The sequence below is a fragment of the Bacteroides mediterraneensis genome, assembly GCF_025993685.1.
Lineage (GTDB): Bacteria > Bacteroidota > Bacteroidia > Bacteroidales > Bacteroidaceae > Phocaeicola > Phocaeicola mediterraneensis_A.
Genome location: NZ_DAJPEN010000001.1, coordinates 2,786,964 through 2,802,188, shown reverse-complemented (window position 1 = coordinate 2,802,188; position 15,225 = coordinate 2,786,964). Strand labels below are relative to the sequence as shown.

17 protein-coding genes and 1 pseudogene are annotated in these 15,225 nt (G+C 43.2%); 10 read left to right on the top strand and 8 right to left on the bottom strand.

What is annotated here, in order from left to right; all coding sequences use genetic code 11:
- Positions 1–60 precede the first annotated feature (60 nt).
- From OIM59_RS11990 to OIM59_RS11975, 4 genes are all read right to left on the bottom strand, one after another.
- On the bottom strand, positions 61–2,196 hold the full coding sequence (locus OIM59_RS11990; RefSeq protein WP_211146802.1) for a type IA DNA topoisomerase: 2,136 nt from the start codon (positions 2,194–2,196) through the stop codon (positions 61–63).
- A 147-nt stretch (positions 2,197–2,343) separates the two neighbouring features.
- The gene (locus tag OIM59_RS11985) at positions 2,344–4,107 is read right to left on the bottom strand and encodes a DUF4099 domain-containing protein (RefSeq protein WP_303896903.1); all 1,764 of its coding nucleotides are present in this window, start codon (positions 4,105–4,107) and stop codon (positions 2,344–2,346) included.
- 85 nt (positions 4,108–4,192) lie between these two features.
- Positions 4,193–4,600: a helix-turn-helix domain-containing protein gene (locus tag OIM59_RS11980; RefSeq protein ID WP_303896901.1), complete on the bottom strand. Its 408-nt coding sequence runs from the start codon at positions 4,598–4,600 to the stop codon at positions 4,193–4,195.
- Entirely contained in the window at positions 4,581–4,733 is a 153-nt protein-coding gene (locus tag OIM59_RS11975) for a hypothetical protein (RefSeq protein ID WP_303896899.1), read from the bottom strand. Before OIM59_RS11975 ends, OIM59_RS11980 begins: the two co-directional genes overlap by 20 nt.
- A 375-nt stretch (positions 4,734–5,108) precedes the next feature.
- Here OIM59_RS11975 and OIM59_RS11970 point away from each other — a divergent pair, with 375 nt between their 5' ends.
- Both OIM59_RS11970 and OIM59_RS11965 read left to right on the top strand, forming a co-directional pair.
- A complete protein-coding gene (locus tag OIM59_RS11970; RefSeq protein WP_303896897.1) occupies positions 5,109–5,423 on the top strand; it encodes a helix-turn-helix domain-containing protein in 315 nt (104 codons plus the stop codon).
- A 40-nt stretch (positions 5,424–5,463) separates the two neighbouring features.
- On the top strand, positions 5,464–5,766 hold the full coding sequence (locus OIM59_RS11965; RefSeq protein WP_303898222.1) for a helix-turn-helix domain-containing protein: 303 nt from the start codon (positions 5,464–5,466) through the stop codon (positions 5,764–5,766).
- Between the two features lie 92 nt (positions 5,767–5,858).
- Here OIM59_RS11965 and OIM59_RS11960 read toward each other — a convergent pair whose 3' ends face one another.
- Genes OIM59_RS11960 through OIM59_RS11950 form a run of 3 tightly spaced genes read right to left on the bottom strand, consistent with a single transcriptional unit; the run spans position 5,859 to position 8,737 of the window.
- Positions 5,859–6,239 carry a hypothetical protein gene (locus OIM59_RS11960; protein ID WP_303896895.1) on the bottom strand — a complete coding sequence of 127 codons (381 nt, stop codon included), beginning with the start codon at positions 6,237–6,239 and terminating at the stop codon, positions 5,859–5,861.
- Between the two features lie 20 nt (positions 6,240–6,259).
- Positions 6,260–7,468, bottom strand: coding sequence for a site-specific integrase (locus OIM59_RS11955; protein WP_303896893.1), 1,209 nt, complete (start codon positions 7,466–7,468; stop codon positions 6,260–6,262).
- Between the two features lie 39 nt (positions 7,469–7,507).
- Positions 7,508–8,737: a site-specific integrase gene (locus OIM59_RS11950; RefSeq protein ID WP_303896891.1), complete on the bottom strand. Its 1,230-nt coding sequence runs from the start codon at positions 8,735–8,737 to the stop codon at positions 7,508–7,510.
- A gap of 287 nt (positions 8,738–9,024) precedes the next feature.
- Between OIM59_RS11950 and OIM59_RS11945 the strand changes: the two are divergent.
- From OIM59_RS11945 to OIM59_RS11915, 7 genes and pseudogenes are all read left to right on the top strand, one after another.
- Positions 9,025–9,228 (top strand): annotated as a pseudogene (locus OIM59_RS11945) (tyrosine-type recombinase/integrase); the annotation flags it as partial.
- Between the two features lie 5 nt (positions 9,229–9,233).
- Entirely contained in the window at positions 9,234–9,686 is a 453-nt protein-coding gene (locus OIM59_RS11940; RefSeq protein ID WP_117670725.1) for a DUF1896 family protein, read from the top strand.
- Between the two features lie 222 nt (positions 9,687–9,908).
- Positions 9,909–10,208: a hypothetical protein gene (locus tag OIM59_RS11935; protein WP_303896887.1), complete on the top strand. Its 300-nt coding sequence runs from the start codon at positions 9,909–9,911 to the stop codon at positions 10,206–10,208.
- 54 nt (positions 10,209–10,262) lie between these two features.
- Positions 10,263–10,790, top strand: a complete 528-nt coding sequence (locus tag OIM59_RS11930) for a hypothetical protein (protein ID WP_303896885.1) — start codon at positions 10,263–10,265, stop codon at positions 10,788–10,790.
- A gap of 411 nt (positions 10,791–11,201) precedes the next feature.
- On the top strand, positions 11,202–11,618 hold the full coding sequence (locus OIM59_RS11925; RefSeq protein WP_303896883.1) for a PcfK-like family protein: 417 nt from the start codon (positions 11,202–11,204) through the stop codon (positions 11,616–11,618).
- 2 nt (positions 11,619–11,620) lie between these two features.
- Entirely contained in the window at positions 11,621–12,907 is a 1,287-nt protein-coding gene (locus tag OIM59_RS11920) for a PcfJ domain-containing protein (RefSeq protein WP_303896881.1), read from the top strand.
- A gap of 14 nt (positions 12,908–12,921) precedes the next feature.
- Entirely contained in the window at positions 12,922–13,158 is a 237-nt protein-coding gene (locus OIM59_RS11915) for a hypothetical protein (protein WP_303896879.1), read from the top strand.
- Positions 13,159–13,265: 107 nt separating this feature from the next.
- Here the strand turns inward: OIM59_RS11915 and OIM59_RS11910 are convergent, their stop codons facing one another.
- The gene (locus OIM59_RS11910) at positions 13,266–13,925 is read right to left on the bottom strand and encodes a hypothetical protein (protein ID WP_303896877.1); all 660 of its coding nucleotides are present in this window, start codon (positions 13,923–13,925) and stop codon (positions 13,266–13,268) included.
- Positions 13,926–14,097: 172 nt separating this feature from the next.
- On the opposite strand from OIM59_RS11910, the gene OIM59_RS11905 reads away from it, so the two are divergent.
- Positions 14,098–15,225: a hypothetical protein gene (locus OIM59_RS11905; RefSeq protein ID WP_303896875.1), complete on the top strand. Its 1,128-nt coding sequence runs from the start codon at positions 14,098–14,100 to the stop codon at positions 15,223–15,225.

The window sequence follows — 15,225 nt, the reverse complement described above, 5'->3', positions numbered from 1 at the left end:
AATAAAAAGTACAACCAGGTTGAAACAGATTATGACATGAATCAGTGGCAAAATTACTCATTATTTTCTTCTTCCTTTCGTTTTCGTACCTTTTCTTTCGCCTTTACTCTCCGCAAACACCAGCTTCGTGTTAAACTCCGCATCAAAAGTCACCGCAGCGCTGAAGGGCTTGCCCTGCTTGCTCTTGAACCCGCCGAGCATCGCCGTCTTTCCTTCCGTCAGCAGACCGGTCATTTCCTCGTCGGTGAGTGTCTTGCCCGCTATCTGGCGGAACACGGGCAGCAGGCAGTCCGGATTGTCGCAGCGCACAACCTTGCCGTAGAACTGCATCGTGCCCGTGCCGCATTTGGGGCAGGTACAGCCCGATGCCTTGTGCCCGAAAATGCGGTCACACGCAAGCAGGTCCGTGGTAATCTTGCGGGTATAGCTTTCTATGTCCCTCATAAAAGCCTCATGCGGTGTCTTTCCCTGTTCTATCTTTGCCAGTTCCGCTTCCCAGCGTCCGGTCATCTCCACATTGGCGATGTCCATTTCCTTGACAATGGAATACAGGGCAAGCCCTTTCTCCGTCGGCACCAGCGATTTCTTCACACGCACCATGTATTCCCTTCTGAGCAGCGTTTCGATGATTGCGGCACGTGTGGCGGGTGTGCCGATACCGCAGTCCTTCAGGGCCTGGCGTGCCTCCTCATCCTCCACATCGTCGCGTCCGGCGGTTTCCATCGCTGCCAGCAGCGAACTTTCCGTATGCAGCGGTTTCGGTCGGGTCATGCCCGAACTCATCGAGCATCCCGCCATCACCAGTGTGTCGCCTTCCGCCCAGTCCGGCAATGCCGTATTGCCGCTGTCCTCGCCGTACTCTCCGTACACGCCGCGCCAGCCTGCCTTGCGCACGATGCAGCCTTTCGCCTCAAATGTCAGGCCCTCGCATCTTTCGCCTGCGTCCGGCACCACCTCCGCTACTACGGTAGCCGTATCCTTCACACATTCCTCCGAAAATGCCTCTACCATGCGTCCGGCAATCATGTCGTAGATGATCTGCTCGTTCTTGTACAGGGCAAGCGGGCGGTTGGGTGTCACCAGCAGGGCATGGTGGTCAGTCACTTTCGAGGCATCCACACAACGGCGGTTCAGTTCTCCCAGTTCCCCGATTTTCTCCGCAAGGGCGGAGTGTCCTGCCAGCCGTTCAAACAGTAGCGGTATTTCAGCAAACACATCTTCCGGAATATGGCGGCTCGATGTTCTCGGATAGGTGACGAGCTTCGCTTCATAGAGCTTCTGTACCAGCTCCAGCGTCTGTTCCGCCGTGAATCCGTGTTTCGTGTTCGCCTCCTTCTGCAGTGTGGTCAGGTCGTACAGCAGCGGCGGGTTCTCCACCTTCTCCTTCTTTTCCACCTTGGTGACGGTGGCGCACATCTTCGCCTTTACCTTATTGTATGATGCAGCCGCCTCTTCCTTATCCTGCCATTTCTTTACCGAGGAGAACTTCACTACCGTATCCGTACCCGCCGGTGTCACCGAGAAATGCAGCTGGTGTACCGGTTCCGGTGTAAAGCGTCTGTTCTCCCAGTACCTCTTGCAGACCATACCCAGCGTGGGTGTCTGTACGCGTCCTACCGAATACGTGCCCCGTCCGGCGGCTACGGTCAGTGCCTGCGTGCCGTTGATGCCCACCAGCCAGTCCGCCTCGCTGCGTGCCTTTGCCGCCAGATACAGGTCATCATATTCATGCCCGTCCTTCAGTTCCTTCAATCCCTTGCGGATGGCGGTGTCCGTAAGCGAGCTTATCCACAGGCGGCGGAAGGGCAGCGTACAGCCCGTATAGGCATACAGGTATCTGAATATCAGTTCCCCTTCGCGTGCGCAGTCCGTTGCCACTATTATGCCGTCGCTCTCGTTCCACAGTTTCGTAATCACTTTTATCTGTTTCACCGCTGCCGCGTCCGCCTTGTAGCCCTTGTCCGTCTTTACCTGGCGTGGTATCAGCATGAACTCTTCCGGTATCACCGGCAGGCTGTCCCTGCTGAATCCCTTGAAGCCGTAGCCCTCAGGCAGGGCAGGTTGTACCAGATGCCCCAGTGCCCATGTCACATGATAGCCGTTTCCTGTATAAAATCCTTCTTCCTTTCTTGTTGCTCCGGCGATGCGTGCTATCTCACGCGCCACGCTCGGTTTTTCTGCCAATATGGTAATCATACATTTTCTGTTTTAATCATTGATACTTTTGTTCCTTGTGGAGTGGAACGGGGTACGCCGGTTATCCGTGGGATATGCGGTACATGGCGCATGAGGCCCCGTTTCAATCCGTTGTTTATTCTCTTGTAATGGATTTAGTGGTGGCACTCAGGATACCTTCATGCCTTTGCTTTTCTTCGGTTTTTCCTGCTGTTGTTTCTGGGCGTCGTCCTTCGGTGCGGTCTGTCCCTGCTGAAGTGGCTCCTTCACATGTCTGGTAGCCTCGTTCGTCTTGCCCTCGTTGTTCACCGCAAGCTGTGTGCGGCTCTCGTTCGACGGGGCAACGGTCTGTGCCAGGTCAGGGTTTTCCGAATAGGTCAGCGGTCTGCCTTTCTCACGGTCGAACTTCAGGTATTTTGTGCAGGGCTGTCCCTTGTCATCCTTCGCGTTGGCGAGCACCACGACCTTACCCGCCACATAGTCCGCCTTCTGCTGTTCCGTGAATTTGTCGTCCTTCCATTTGCCTATCGGACGTATGCTTCCGTCCTCATCCGTCCACGAGCGGTTGCGCCGCTGTCCGTTCTCCTGATTCCCGTCTTCCTTCTGCTGCTGTCCGGTAGCATCCGGGGCTTCCGGGCTCTTCTGTTTCTTCTCCTGTCCGTTTCCGCTTCGCTGCGACTGTCCCTGCCACAGATGCTCCGGCACAAACTCCACATCACGCTTCTCCGCACTCACTTGCAACACGGCTTCAAACTTGCGCCCGTTCTTCAGTGTCACCTCCTTGGGCAGTGCCAGTCCTGCACGCAGGATTTCCTGTTCCGGTTTTAACAGTTCCGTCAGTCCGATTCTGTCCGGGATGCGTACCTTGCTTGCCGGAATGTCCACGATTTCATTCGTCAGGCGGTCGATGCTGATGTACGACGGACGTATCTCCCCGGTTTTCGTATCCGCCACATCTACCAGCCTGCCCAGATTGCCTGTCTGCTTCAGTTTCTTCTTGTCCTCGTCTGTGAAGGTGTAGCCGTTGTGTGGGATGTCAAGCCTCGGCTCATGGCGTACGAAGTGGGGAGTGAGCTTCAGCTTGCCGTCTTCCGTCTTCTGGAACGAAAGGCGGGCTTGCAGCTCGTAGTTCTCTCCGCCTAAGGTCGGGGTCACCGTCACAAGCCCCGTCTTCCCGTAGTTCATCAGGGCTTTCATGTCCTTTTCAGAGAGGTTTTCCCTTTTCACCCCGAACTGTTCCAGTTCCTTCCAGTCCACATCGCCGTCCGCTATCAGGTTCGCCCTTTGCGGTTTCGTCTGCGTTTGCCCGTCCTGTGCCGGTTCCTGTCCCTGTGCAGCCTGCGTTTCCGCCGTTTGCTGCTGTTCCTGATTTTTCTGTTTCATTTCTTCCATTTTCTCGTCCGTTTTCTGTTCCACATTGTTTTCTTCCGTATTTTCTCTTTTCGCCTCCTCCGCAGCCTGCTGTTCCTCAGCCTCCGTTTCAGCATTTTCTCTTTTCACCTCTTCCGCAGTCTGTTGTTCTTCAGTCTCCGTTTCGGCATTTTCTTTTTTTGCCTCCTCTGTAGTCTGCTGTTCCTCAGCCTGCTGGTACGCCGATGTATCCACTTTGTGCGGTGCGAGCAGGTCAGCGTTCGCCACAGGGTCTTTCAGCAGGTCCTTGATAACCGGAAGCAGAGCTTCCACCGTGTCCGCTGCCACCCTGTAGAAACCGAATCGTGTCGGCTCCTTACACTGGCGGTAGAAATTTCTCATGAAATTGTCTATCGCATCCCCGTGGCGGTCAAAGCGCAAAAACTCCTGCGAGTGTTCCGCCTTTGCCTGTGCCCTCTTGGGATAGCCCCTGGCATCCAGTCCGGCAACCACACCGATTTCGCCCGTCTTCTCGTCGCGGACGACCAGTACATCCTCTTGCTTTTTCTTTTTCTGTTCCATTGATTGATTTTTTATTGGTTATTGAACAAACCTGTCGGCAACTACCCATACAGGCATTTTTTCTTTTCGTCTTGAAAATTCCCTTTCATCGGTGGCTTGCCGTGCGCCTGCCTCCTTTCTTCTCTTTGGTCTTGCCCGGTGATTTCTTCCCTGTGCCTTCCTTTATCTTCAGCATTTTCTCACCGCCCAGTACCACCTCTTCCATGTTCCGGCTGATAAACTCCAGCACATCCGATTCCTTGTAGTAGCTCTTACGGCTGATACGCCGGCTTTTGAGTCCGTATTCGCTGCGGAAGCGTTGTAGCGACCGTTTGCTCGTTCTCAACATCTCGCACAGGTCCTGATTGTCATACATCCGTTCCCCGTCCAAGTATTTCACCCCGGAGGCATCCTTGTTTATCAGTACCGATATGATGCTGTCCAGCCGGTCAATCCGTTCCATGAGGCGCTTCATCCATTCCTCGAACAAATCCTTACCAATCCCTTCCATCATCCGCCTCCTTTCTTGTCTGTAAGATTTTCACTTCTTCCTTCGGTACATTTTCTTTCTTGAAGAAGCCTGCTGTCCAGTCTGACTTCATCATCATTGTTTTCACGATTTTGTTGTCCATTGTTACTATTTCCATATCATCCCGTATTGGTTACGTTGCAAAGGTGCGTAACTCTCAGAAGGTGAAATCCATAGTATTTCCATAGTAGGGAATGATTTTTCCGTAATATCTTCCATATATGTCCTTTTTCCCATGCACGGACACAAAAAAGACAGCCTTACCCGGCGATAAAACACAGGTGAAACTGTCGCATTGAATCAAGTCGGGGCTGCCAAATATGGAACATAATTAAATCGACCGTTTCTCTAAAAATCTCAACTCTACATCGCCAATCAGTGCCACTGGCTTCCACATCGGTGCCAAATGCTGCCACGCATAGCCCGAATGATACCGCTTCACGTAGAATCCGTTTATTTTGCGGCTGTATTCACAATCAAAAACAAGCAATTTATGGAAACAGTAGTAGTTATTGAAAGAAAGACCTTCGAGGAAATCATGGTACACTTCAACCGTCTCGCAAGCCGGGTGGAGGAAATTTGTCACAAATCGGAAGCAAAGCATTTGGGTGAATGGCTGGACAGTGCGGAAGTATGCTGTATCCTTCAGGTAAGTCCCCGTACCTTACAGACCCTGCGCAGCAATGGTACGCTGGCTTATTCACAGATTGTACGCAAAGTGTATTATCGCGCAGAAGATGTGCAGCGTATTATTCCCATCGTTGAGGAACGCCGCAGACTGGCAGCGTTAAATGGAAAAGACATCTGATTTATTTTATTTACACAACCACTAAATCCATTGTAGAATGATGAATGAACTGATAACACAGGAAAACGAGCAGATAGTTCGGTTGCTTGGAAAGCTGGAGCGGACACTGGCTAATGTCGAACAGCTCACTGAAAACTACCGTCCCATATTGGACGGTGAACGCTACCTGACCGACCGAGAGGTGGCTCAACTGTTGAAAACCAGCCGTCGCACGTTACAGGAGCACAGGGATGCCGGACGTATGGCATACATACAGTTGGGAGGTAAAATACTATACAGGGAATCGGACATCGAGCGAATGCTACGTGGAAATTACCGTGAAGCGTTTCTCCATAAGGACTGATAATTTCAATACAGAAAGAGGCAGAACAGATACGGCGCACAGGTCAGGAATTTTTTCACCGTGCGCCGTATCTGTATATCCTGCAAATCATTTCATGCAAAACCTGTGTTCCGTCCGTTCTGCACAATGATTATTTGTGTTCTTCTTTTACAGCCATGTTTGCCAATCCTGCCGGTCACGTGTTCCCGTAAACGCCATGCCCCATGAGTATTGAGCCGGAAAGCAATGGCAATAATCAAGGTGATGCCATATACTTTCTGCCTGTTCCCATCGGGCAGGTTGATGTATCGTTCTGTCTCGTTGGGGGTTACAATTCCGCTTTTATATACCGCCCTTACCGCCGCACGGAGCGTGGGGGCGATTACTCCAAACAGTTTTACCAGTTCCGGCTCATCCATCCAGATAAATGTGCTGGAAACGTCCGGCACATGAAGCGTGCCGGATTCGTCCAATGTAATGATGAATCTTTCCATACTGTTGTTTTTATTCCTTTTCAATTTATTTCTGTTCCTTTTCTACTGTTCCGCCGTTCCATCAGCCTGTCCATGTCCTTGGATATTTTTCCGTCCGTCACTTGTGCGTAAACTTGGGTACTATTGATGTTGGCATGTCCCATCATTTTTGCTGCGCTTTCTATTGATATGCCCTCCGAGAGCAACAGCGTTCCGAAGGTATGACGTGCACAATGATGGGAAAGGTTCTGTTCGATGCCCATCATAATACCCAATGAGTGAACCTCAAACCAGAGTATGTCACGGATAGGTAATTGAAATACGGGACGTGAATGGTCATCTGTATTATATAGTGACAATATCTTTTGTGCCACCGGGTGTAGAGGAATAAACGCCTCGACATTTGTTTTTTCCCGCTGTTTACGGATATAGAATCTGCCTTCTGCCGTTTTTCCGAGGTGACACGGATAAAGGTTGCGCAAGTCTGCATAGGCGAGCCCCGTCAGTGAAGAGAAGATAAACATGCGCCGGGCAAGTTCGACTTTTTCATCTTCCATCGGTGTAGCCATGATACGCTTCAGCTCACTGCGGCTGATGTGCCGCATTTTGGGTGGATTCTTTTTTTCATAAGGTACGTCCTCCAATGGGTTACACCTCAGTACTCCTTCGTCCACGGCTATGTAAATAAGGCGGTTCAGCCAGCACAGGCAATGGTTTACATGGGTCGTCGCATAACCCATTTCTTTTTTCAGGAAAAGTTTGAACGAGTGCCCGAACTCCTCCGTGATGTCGGTAAAAGCGATGTCCTCCATGCCTTTGGAGCGGAGAAATTGTTGAAGGTTCAACTGCGTGGTCTTCGATTGGCGGTAGGAGGAAGTTGAATTAATCTTTTCCGAGCGTATCTTTAGCCGCTCACGTTCAGCCTCTCCGCCTTGAAGCAGGGTCTGTGGGATTCTCGCCACTCCCATGACGGTGTTTTTCAACAGCTCTGCACTGACCGCACCCTGTTCTTTAATCAGACGGTTATAGGTTTCTTCCAGATTCGTGCGGAACTCTATCAGGCGGTTGTTCTCGCGTGCCGTGCGGATAGTTCCTTTCCTACTGTCCCAATCCTCAGGGCGGCAGGTAAGTCCCGTAGTGATAAGGATGCTTTTTCCGTCAATGGAAACTCGGCAGAGGATGGCACATGTACCGTCCGGCTTGATTCTTTTTTTGTTTATATAAGGCAATATCTTGAATGTGCTGCGCATATCTCTGTATTTTTATGATGGCAAATATAATATGTCTGTTTACAGTACCAGTTCCAAATCGGCTGTCGCTTCAATGAATTTGTCCATATCCTCAAATAGCTTCTTCGGGGTGACACGGGCGTAAATTTGTGTTGTCTGTATATTGCTGTGCCCGAGCATCTTACTGATAGTTTCAATAGGTACTCCCTCTTCGAGCGTGACCAGCGAGGCGAACGAGTGCCGTCCCATGTGATACCAAAGGTCGGTTTCCAGCCCGGCAAGGACACGCAGGATTTTCATGTTCGCACGGAGTGTACGGTAATGTTGTGGAGGCAGCAGTGTTTCCCTTGTGTCATCCTTATACTTATCTATAAGAGCAATGGCTTCGGGAAGCAGTTTCACACGTGCTTTCAGTTCGTTTTTCTTACGTCGGTATTTCAGCCACAGTCTGCCGTCATCATCCGTGAACAGGTTTTCGTGCGTTACCGATACGGTGTCCGCATAGGCGGTTCCCGTATAGCAGGCAAACAGGAACAGGTCCCTTGTGATAATCACGGAAATCCGTTTTTCAGGTATCACCACGTCACGCAACTTCTCAAAGTCTTCACGGCTCAATGCCTTTGGAGTACTTTCTTTCTGTTTGGGCAGTTTGAAATGTACGAAATGCCATTTCTCGGAAAGTCCCTCCTTATAGGCTATCCGGCAGACTTTCTTCAACAGGGCAAGGTAATGACGTGTGGTCTGGTTGGAATAGCCACGTTCTTCTTCCGTATAAGCCTGATATTCCCGAATGAACTGTTCGTTCAGTGCACCGAAGGCAATGTCGTTCATTTTATACTTCTTATTGATGAAATCGCCCAGTGTCAGCCGTGCATAATGATAGGTACTCATTGAGGATGCGGAAACGTCGATACCGATACGGCTTTTCTGTTCTTCAATGAGCCTGTCAAACAGGCGGAGTAGTGTCATTTGTGTTTCCATGCTGCCTTGCAGCAGTTCTTTTACAGCCTTGGCATCAAAATCACGTTTCCGACTTTGTAATTCCTCAAACGCCTCATTGATGGCAAGCAGCAGTTTTTCTATTTTCGCATTTGTTTCCACCGCTTCCCGGCTTTTTCCGTCCAGACGGCTTTCTCTCGCATTCCACAGTTTCGGGGTGCAGGATAATTTCGTGCTGAACTGTGTCATTGTCCGGTTCAGTGTGATTCGTCCCATGATGGGAGCTTTTCCCGACTTGTCGGGTTCGGTCTTCTTCAAATAAAGCAAGACCTTGAATTTTTCAATCTTCATACGCCTACATTTTTTGTTTGCAAATTTACTGTTGATGTAAGCGTTCATCGCTACGCAAAATACTGATTTTCATTGAAAAAGAAACCGTCAGCAGACTTTTTTTAGTCTTCTCATTAACACCGTCTGTTTCGGTAACAACTTGTTAACGGTTTAGTAACGGAACTAACTCAATATTCTTCCAAAATCCGTTTTTGAGAATTGTTCCAAATATTGAAAATCCGCTCATTACTAACAAATTGCGTTCTTAATATCCCATTTTATTCAGCGTTGCTTTGTTAATAATTTCCCACCTGGCAAGACATACATTTGCTACAATGATATTAAGTAAAGGTGTTCCTATTGAATCTGTGTCAAAAATGCTTGGTCACACCAATATAAGGACTACACAAGTATATGCCCGTATAACAAACAAAAAGATAGAAGAAGATATGCTGGCACTTGCAGGTAAATTAGATAATTTCAATGATTCCATTAACCAAATAAAAAAGTAGGTAACATGAAAACAAACGAAAAAAGAGAACTTTCTTACTTCCAGTCTTTATTGGGGAAGTATATCAGTGAGCATCATCCGGAATTGTCCAATGACAAAGCTTTCCTAAGTAGCCGTGCAGATGAAGCATTGAATGTATATGCCAATGCCATAACCATTGGTCTTTCAGATCTTGAAGCTGAAGAAGCTGCAAATGAGGTTCTGTACAATGGACTTCACTTTTCCAAGTATGATACAATTGTAGAAGTATTATGGAATGAGTTTGCAGAAAATATACCTCAGAGTCTTGCTGAGAGGTTGGCAGCTATCCTTTTGGGCAATACAGCTATTCAGAAAACATTTGCCAAATATAAACTTGATGATGATTTTGACGGTAAACCAGAGTATGATGAACTTTACACTGAACTAACAGGTTGCATACAGATTATTATTGAAAGAAACGAGCTTCCTGTTTTCTGATTCAGTTTTACCAGTTAATGTCGGGACAACCTTTGTTCAAGTGCAAAGGTAATTTCCGGCTTTCAATCGGCAAGGATTCCCAAAGGCTATGGGAGAAATCTCCACCTGAAGGTTGTATTTATCCCATAGTCCTTGCCTTTTCTGAAATCCGACCTTTATAAAGCCCTTGAAACAAAGGTTGTTCTTTCCCGACCTAATAATAACTCTCTAAAATGGATGCTTATGAAAACAGAACCTACTTTTATATCAAATGAACCATTGAAGAAGCAACCTGTAAATCAGCCTGCTTCACATTATCGAGTTATATCTCTAATCAAGCTGATATTTTATATTGGCGTTCTGATAGGCTTTTGCTGGCTGCTTAACTGCATCATTACCAAAGAAGTGGTTATAGCCATAGGGCTGCTTATTGGCTTTATTCTCATTTCAAGCATAATGAGGTTTGCATTCTCTGTAATACTCACTATCGTCAAATGGATTGCGATTGCTGCAGTCATTCTGTTGTTGCTATGCTTTATATAAGCATTAATTATGCCTTTTGAAAAAGTAACAAAATCAAATAACTCATTTTGTATTATGAATCCGACAGATACTCTCGTTACAAAATACGATATTATTATACCATTTTATACCTCTGAAAATGTGACAAAATCAGTCAGGAATATTTATGACCATGAATTGTGCAAGGAAGTAGTCCGACTCTACTTATTGAATAAACTCGATCGGGTATGGAGAAATCCTTATGGCAGTTATTATTACAAGGCCAAGGGTGGTTTACCTGAATATTATAGACCTCAAATTCTAACTTCTGTCGATATTGAGAAGATTATAGCACAAAAGAAAGGCGGAAGAAGAAAAGGAACTGGCAGAAAGAAGCTTGCCGGAAATTCTCCTTCTGTAACCATGCGTGTGCCACAATATATAAGGAGAGAAATCCAGGCACTTATTGATATGTATGCCCATTGGTGTGCCAGTGATGAAGAACCTCTATTTGTATCTAAAACAAGTGTAGAACAACGTCTGAAGACGATTGAATTCCTGCATTATGTGACTGAGCATGAAAAAGAGTATATTTCTAATAATGAAAAATCTTCTATGATTTAATAATCTGGAATATGAAAAACACACATCTTTGATTTTGTGACAAAATCATAAATATCTATCAAGTTTAATTTGTCTGCCTCTTTTATCGCAGTACCTCCATTCATTTCGCTTTCCACACTTCTGACGGCCATTTACGTTCCGGTGCAAAGGTAATTACGGTATTTTACGCAGATACAAGGTCAAGCCGGTGGTTTTGTAGAAAATCTCCAGCCCTTCGGGTAGTATTTTATACAAAAACCTTGTATCTGCTAATACCTACCTTTCATAGCACCTGAAACGAAAACGACCGAAGTGAAAGAAAGACGCATAAAAAAAATGTCGGATATACGAGAGGCAGATACCAAAGGTTGAAACTCAACTCCCTCAGCTCTAGAATCCGCATAAAATTTTTAACTATTAAACTTGTGAGATATGAAAGGTACTGAATTATTCAAGGCTGCTATCCAAAACTACTTGGAGTATAGAGCAATGACGGACGATTTGTTTGCACCACGATACGCAAATCCGGCAAAGAACATTGACGATTGCATAACCTATATACTTAATGAAGTTCAGAAAAGCGGAATGAACGGATTTGATGATGATGAAATCTATTCTATGGCTATGCACTACTATGATGAAGATGATATTGAAATCGGAAAGCCTATCAGTTGTAAAGTAATGGTAAACCACCATGTTGAACTTACTGAAGAGGAAAAGCAGAACGCACGCAGAAAGGCTATTGAGCAATATCAGCAGATGGAACTCAACAAGTTACAGAGCAGAGTAAAACAGAAATCATCTGCAACTCAGACAACCAATGTTCAACCCTCATTATTTGATTTTTGATTATGAAGCCGAAAACACGTATTCAGTCTGAAATTGTTACATTATCAAAAAGACTGAAAAGCATATCAGAGAAACAAAAGGCATACGCATACAAGCATTGTTTCAGCCATATTGCTCGTATGACGAGTAAGGGAATTGTAACTTGTACCGATTGTGGTCATTCTTGGATGGGTGAAAATATCCCTTCCTCAGACCATGCGGAATGTACTTGTCCTCATTGTGGAAGCAAATTGGAGGTAATGAAAACCCGTCAGAGAGTGTTTAAAGGTACAGAATATTTCTCTATCATTACAACCTGTAAAGGTTATCAGGTAATCCGTTTCTTTATAGTCAGAGCTAATAGAAAGGTTGGCTATCCAGCTAAATATGAAATCAATGAAATAGTACAGAGGTGGATTGCTCCTAATGGTAGAGGTGAAATTATAGCACGTTTGCGGTGTATGTCCTCCATGTATTATGATTTGTGGAATGAACACAGCTGCATGGAACTGAGGTCAAATAGTAACCACTTTGCATACGATATTACTCCACAATGCACCTATCCACATATCAGAATTATGAAGAAAATCAGACGAAATGGCTTCAAGGGAAAGTTCTACAATATATCCCCCAATGCTTTTTTCAAGGCAATCCTATCTGATAACAAGATGGAAACATTACTTAAAGTCGGTCAGATAGAAATGTTCCGTCATTTCATTCGTTCAAATGCTGGTATAAATGAATATTGGGCAGCCTTAAAAATCTGTATCCGTAATGGCTATGAAATCACCAATCCATCTGAATGGTGTGATTATATCAGACTGCTGAAACACTTTGGAATGGACATTCATAATTCCAAATACGTTTGTCCGAAAGATATTGTTTCCGAACATGACAAGTTGGTCAAAAGAAGGAATGATGAAATCAGACGAGAAGATAATGAACGCAAAAAGGCTCAAGCTATTGAGAATGAAAGAATATATAAGGAGCAAAAGGGTAAGTTCTTCGGTATTTCATTTACAGACGGCATAATTCAAGTACATGTTTTGAGCAGTGTACATGATTTTATTGAGGAAGCCGAGATAATGCACCATTGCGTATTTTCAAATTCCTACTATCTGAAAGAAAATTCTTTGATACTATCGGCTACCATTGAAGGTAAACGCATTGAAACTATTGAAGTTTCATTGAAAACTTTAAAGGTCGTACAAAGTCGAGGTGTATGTAATAAGAATACTGAATACCATAAGCAAATAATAAACTTGGTAAATCAGAATATGGGAATGATACAGAAATGTTTGGTCGCTTAACAGATATATGAGATATGAAAACTACAGAAATAAATCAGAGTATAATCGGAAAAAGGTGTGAATGTATGTTCACCGGTATAATGGTAAAAGGTACTATTACTGAAATAGAAGAATGTAAGTATTCTGTGAACGTAAAAGTTGTCTTTGACTCCCCACAGCAGTGGGGAGATGATATTTATGAACACGATTGGACATGGGGAAGAAAATCCGATGAATTCGGACCTCTTAAATATCTCAAGTTAATAGAATGAAGGTGGGCGGAATTTCCGCCCACTACTTTTTACAGTGAGCTTCAGGCGGCACAAAAAGTAGCAAAAATCCTATGTCTGAGAATTTAACTATATGTATTATTTGTTAATTATTGTTTTAAGTCGTTTAACTTGAATGAAGAATCAGCATAGTAGGTATCTTTAGGCTTTAGTGCAATATTAGTTATTATACCTGAAAGTATACCAATACCTAAAGATGTACATATTCGTATAATTTTATTAGTTTTAGGGCTTACTTTTTTTATAGCATAGTTGGTAATAACAGTAGTAGTACCTCCAACTATACATGCAGTAACCGAAGGGTGCTTGTGAATCTGATAATCTACATAATTTTTAGCATATTCTAATTTAGAAATATCCCAATTTCCTGCTTCTTTAATATATTGTTTCCTTTTATCAGGGTTTGCTATTGAAGAAGCACCATAATGTTTTTGTTTCTTATGTTCCTCTTTAGAAACAAGAACCATTCTTAGATCTTTGTTATTACGTCCTATTGGTTGGTCATGGTGTGCAGTTTGTGTTTTTGGATCACCTTCTAATGCAACCATTGTGTCATTTATTTGTTTACGGTAGTTTTGCGAATCTGTACCATTTGAATGCCATACATCATCATCATAAGCATTTTTTAAAATGATACTTTTGCCTTTAAAGTCTGGTACTATAAAAATAATCTTACGTCCGTTTTCAAAAAAGACTAATTTCTTTTTAGGTCCTATTATTGGTGCCTTTTGTTTAATAGTTGTTGCCATAGTTGTTTGTTTTAATTTTCAGCAAAGGTAAATCATTGAAAATAGTAAACCAAAATAGTTCCGTTAAAAATATTAAATCAGTAATATTAAAAATATAAGATTACTGATTTGATTATTCAAAGGTTATTCTTTGTGTAAGTTCTTTTTTTATGTATTTTCGCAAAAAAAAAGTATGGAGATTAATGAGTTAATAAAAAAATATAGAGAATTTACAGGTATAACACAAGGGATACTTATAAATGAAATAAAGAATACATCAGGTATCAATCTTTCTCTAGGTACAATTAATGGAATTGAACATACAGGTTCAATAGCAGATAAAAATTTAGATGCTTATTTTGTCAATCGGTTTTATTTAAATGATATTCAAGCTGACAAGGAAATTACAGATTGTACATATAAGATAGCATTGTCTTGTGTAGAGAAAGATATACAAATAGATATTGAAAAACTCTTTTCTTTTACAAGATTAGAAGAGTTAGCTTTGTTTATAATTCAACTTGGAATAGAATGTAATAATTCTTATTTGAATAATCTTTCTGATTTTATTGAAGTCTGTGAAGGTGATAATAAAATCTTTCCTATATGTTTAAATAAGACAGCAAAGTATATATATTATATAGTATATTGGTACATATTATTGTCACATAAGGAAAAAACTATATTAAAAAGAGAGAATTTTTCTAATGACGAATTGTGTCAAATAGCAGAAGTGTTTGGTTATAAAGAATATGCAACGACTTCTGGGCAAGCAAGAGGGAAAATAAATAAATCTATTAATAAGAGGTTATCACTTCTGCAACATATTATATCTATAGATATTATAAATAAAGTAAGTCAATTTAATATATGTAACTTAGATGATAACCTCTGTAAAAAAGAATCTTTTAAAAAGCTTATAAACAACGAAATAAATAATTTGACATTAGATGAACTTGAAGAAATAATAGAAATAAGTGAAAGGTTTGATATAATACTACAAGTATGCTATGCTTTTTGTCAAGGTATTATACCTTTTGAAAGTCCCGAATATATAAATAGTTTTATTCGTAAAAGATTTGTTAGTGTATCTGATAGTAGTAATTATCAGAAATTAAAACCATTGATTGATGGTTTAATTTTTGATTATAATGAATATTTTAAATTATATAGTAAAACAGATGATGAATCGATATTAAAATTATTGTTTAGAATTAGGAAGATACTATTTAATATATATAAAAGTATAGAGTCTGTAGAATTTAATGTTTTTCAAATAGAAGAAGACAAAAAAAGGATTGATATTAAATATAATATCTGA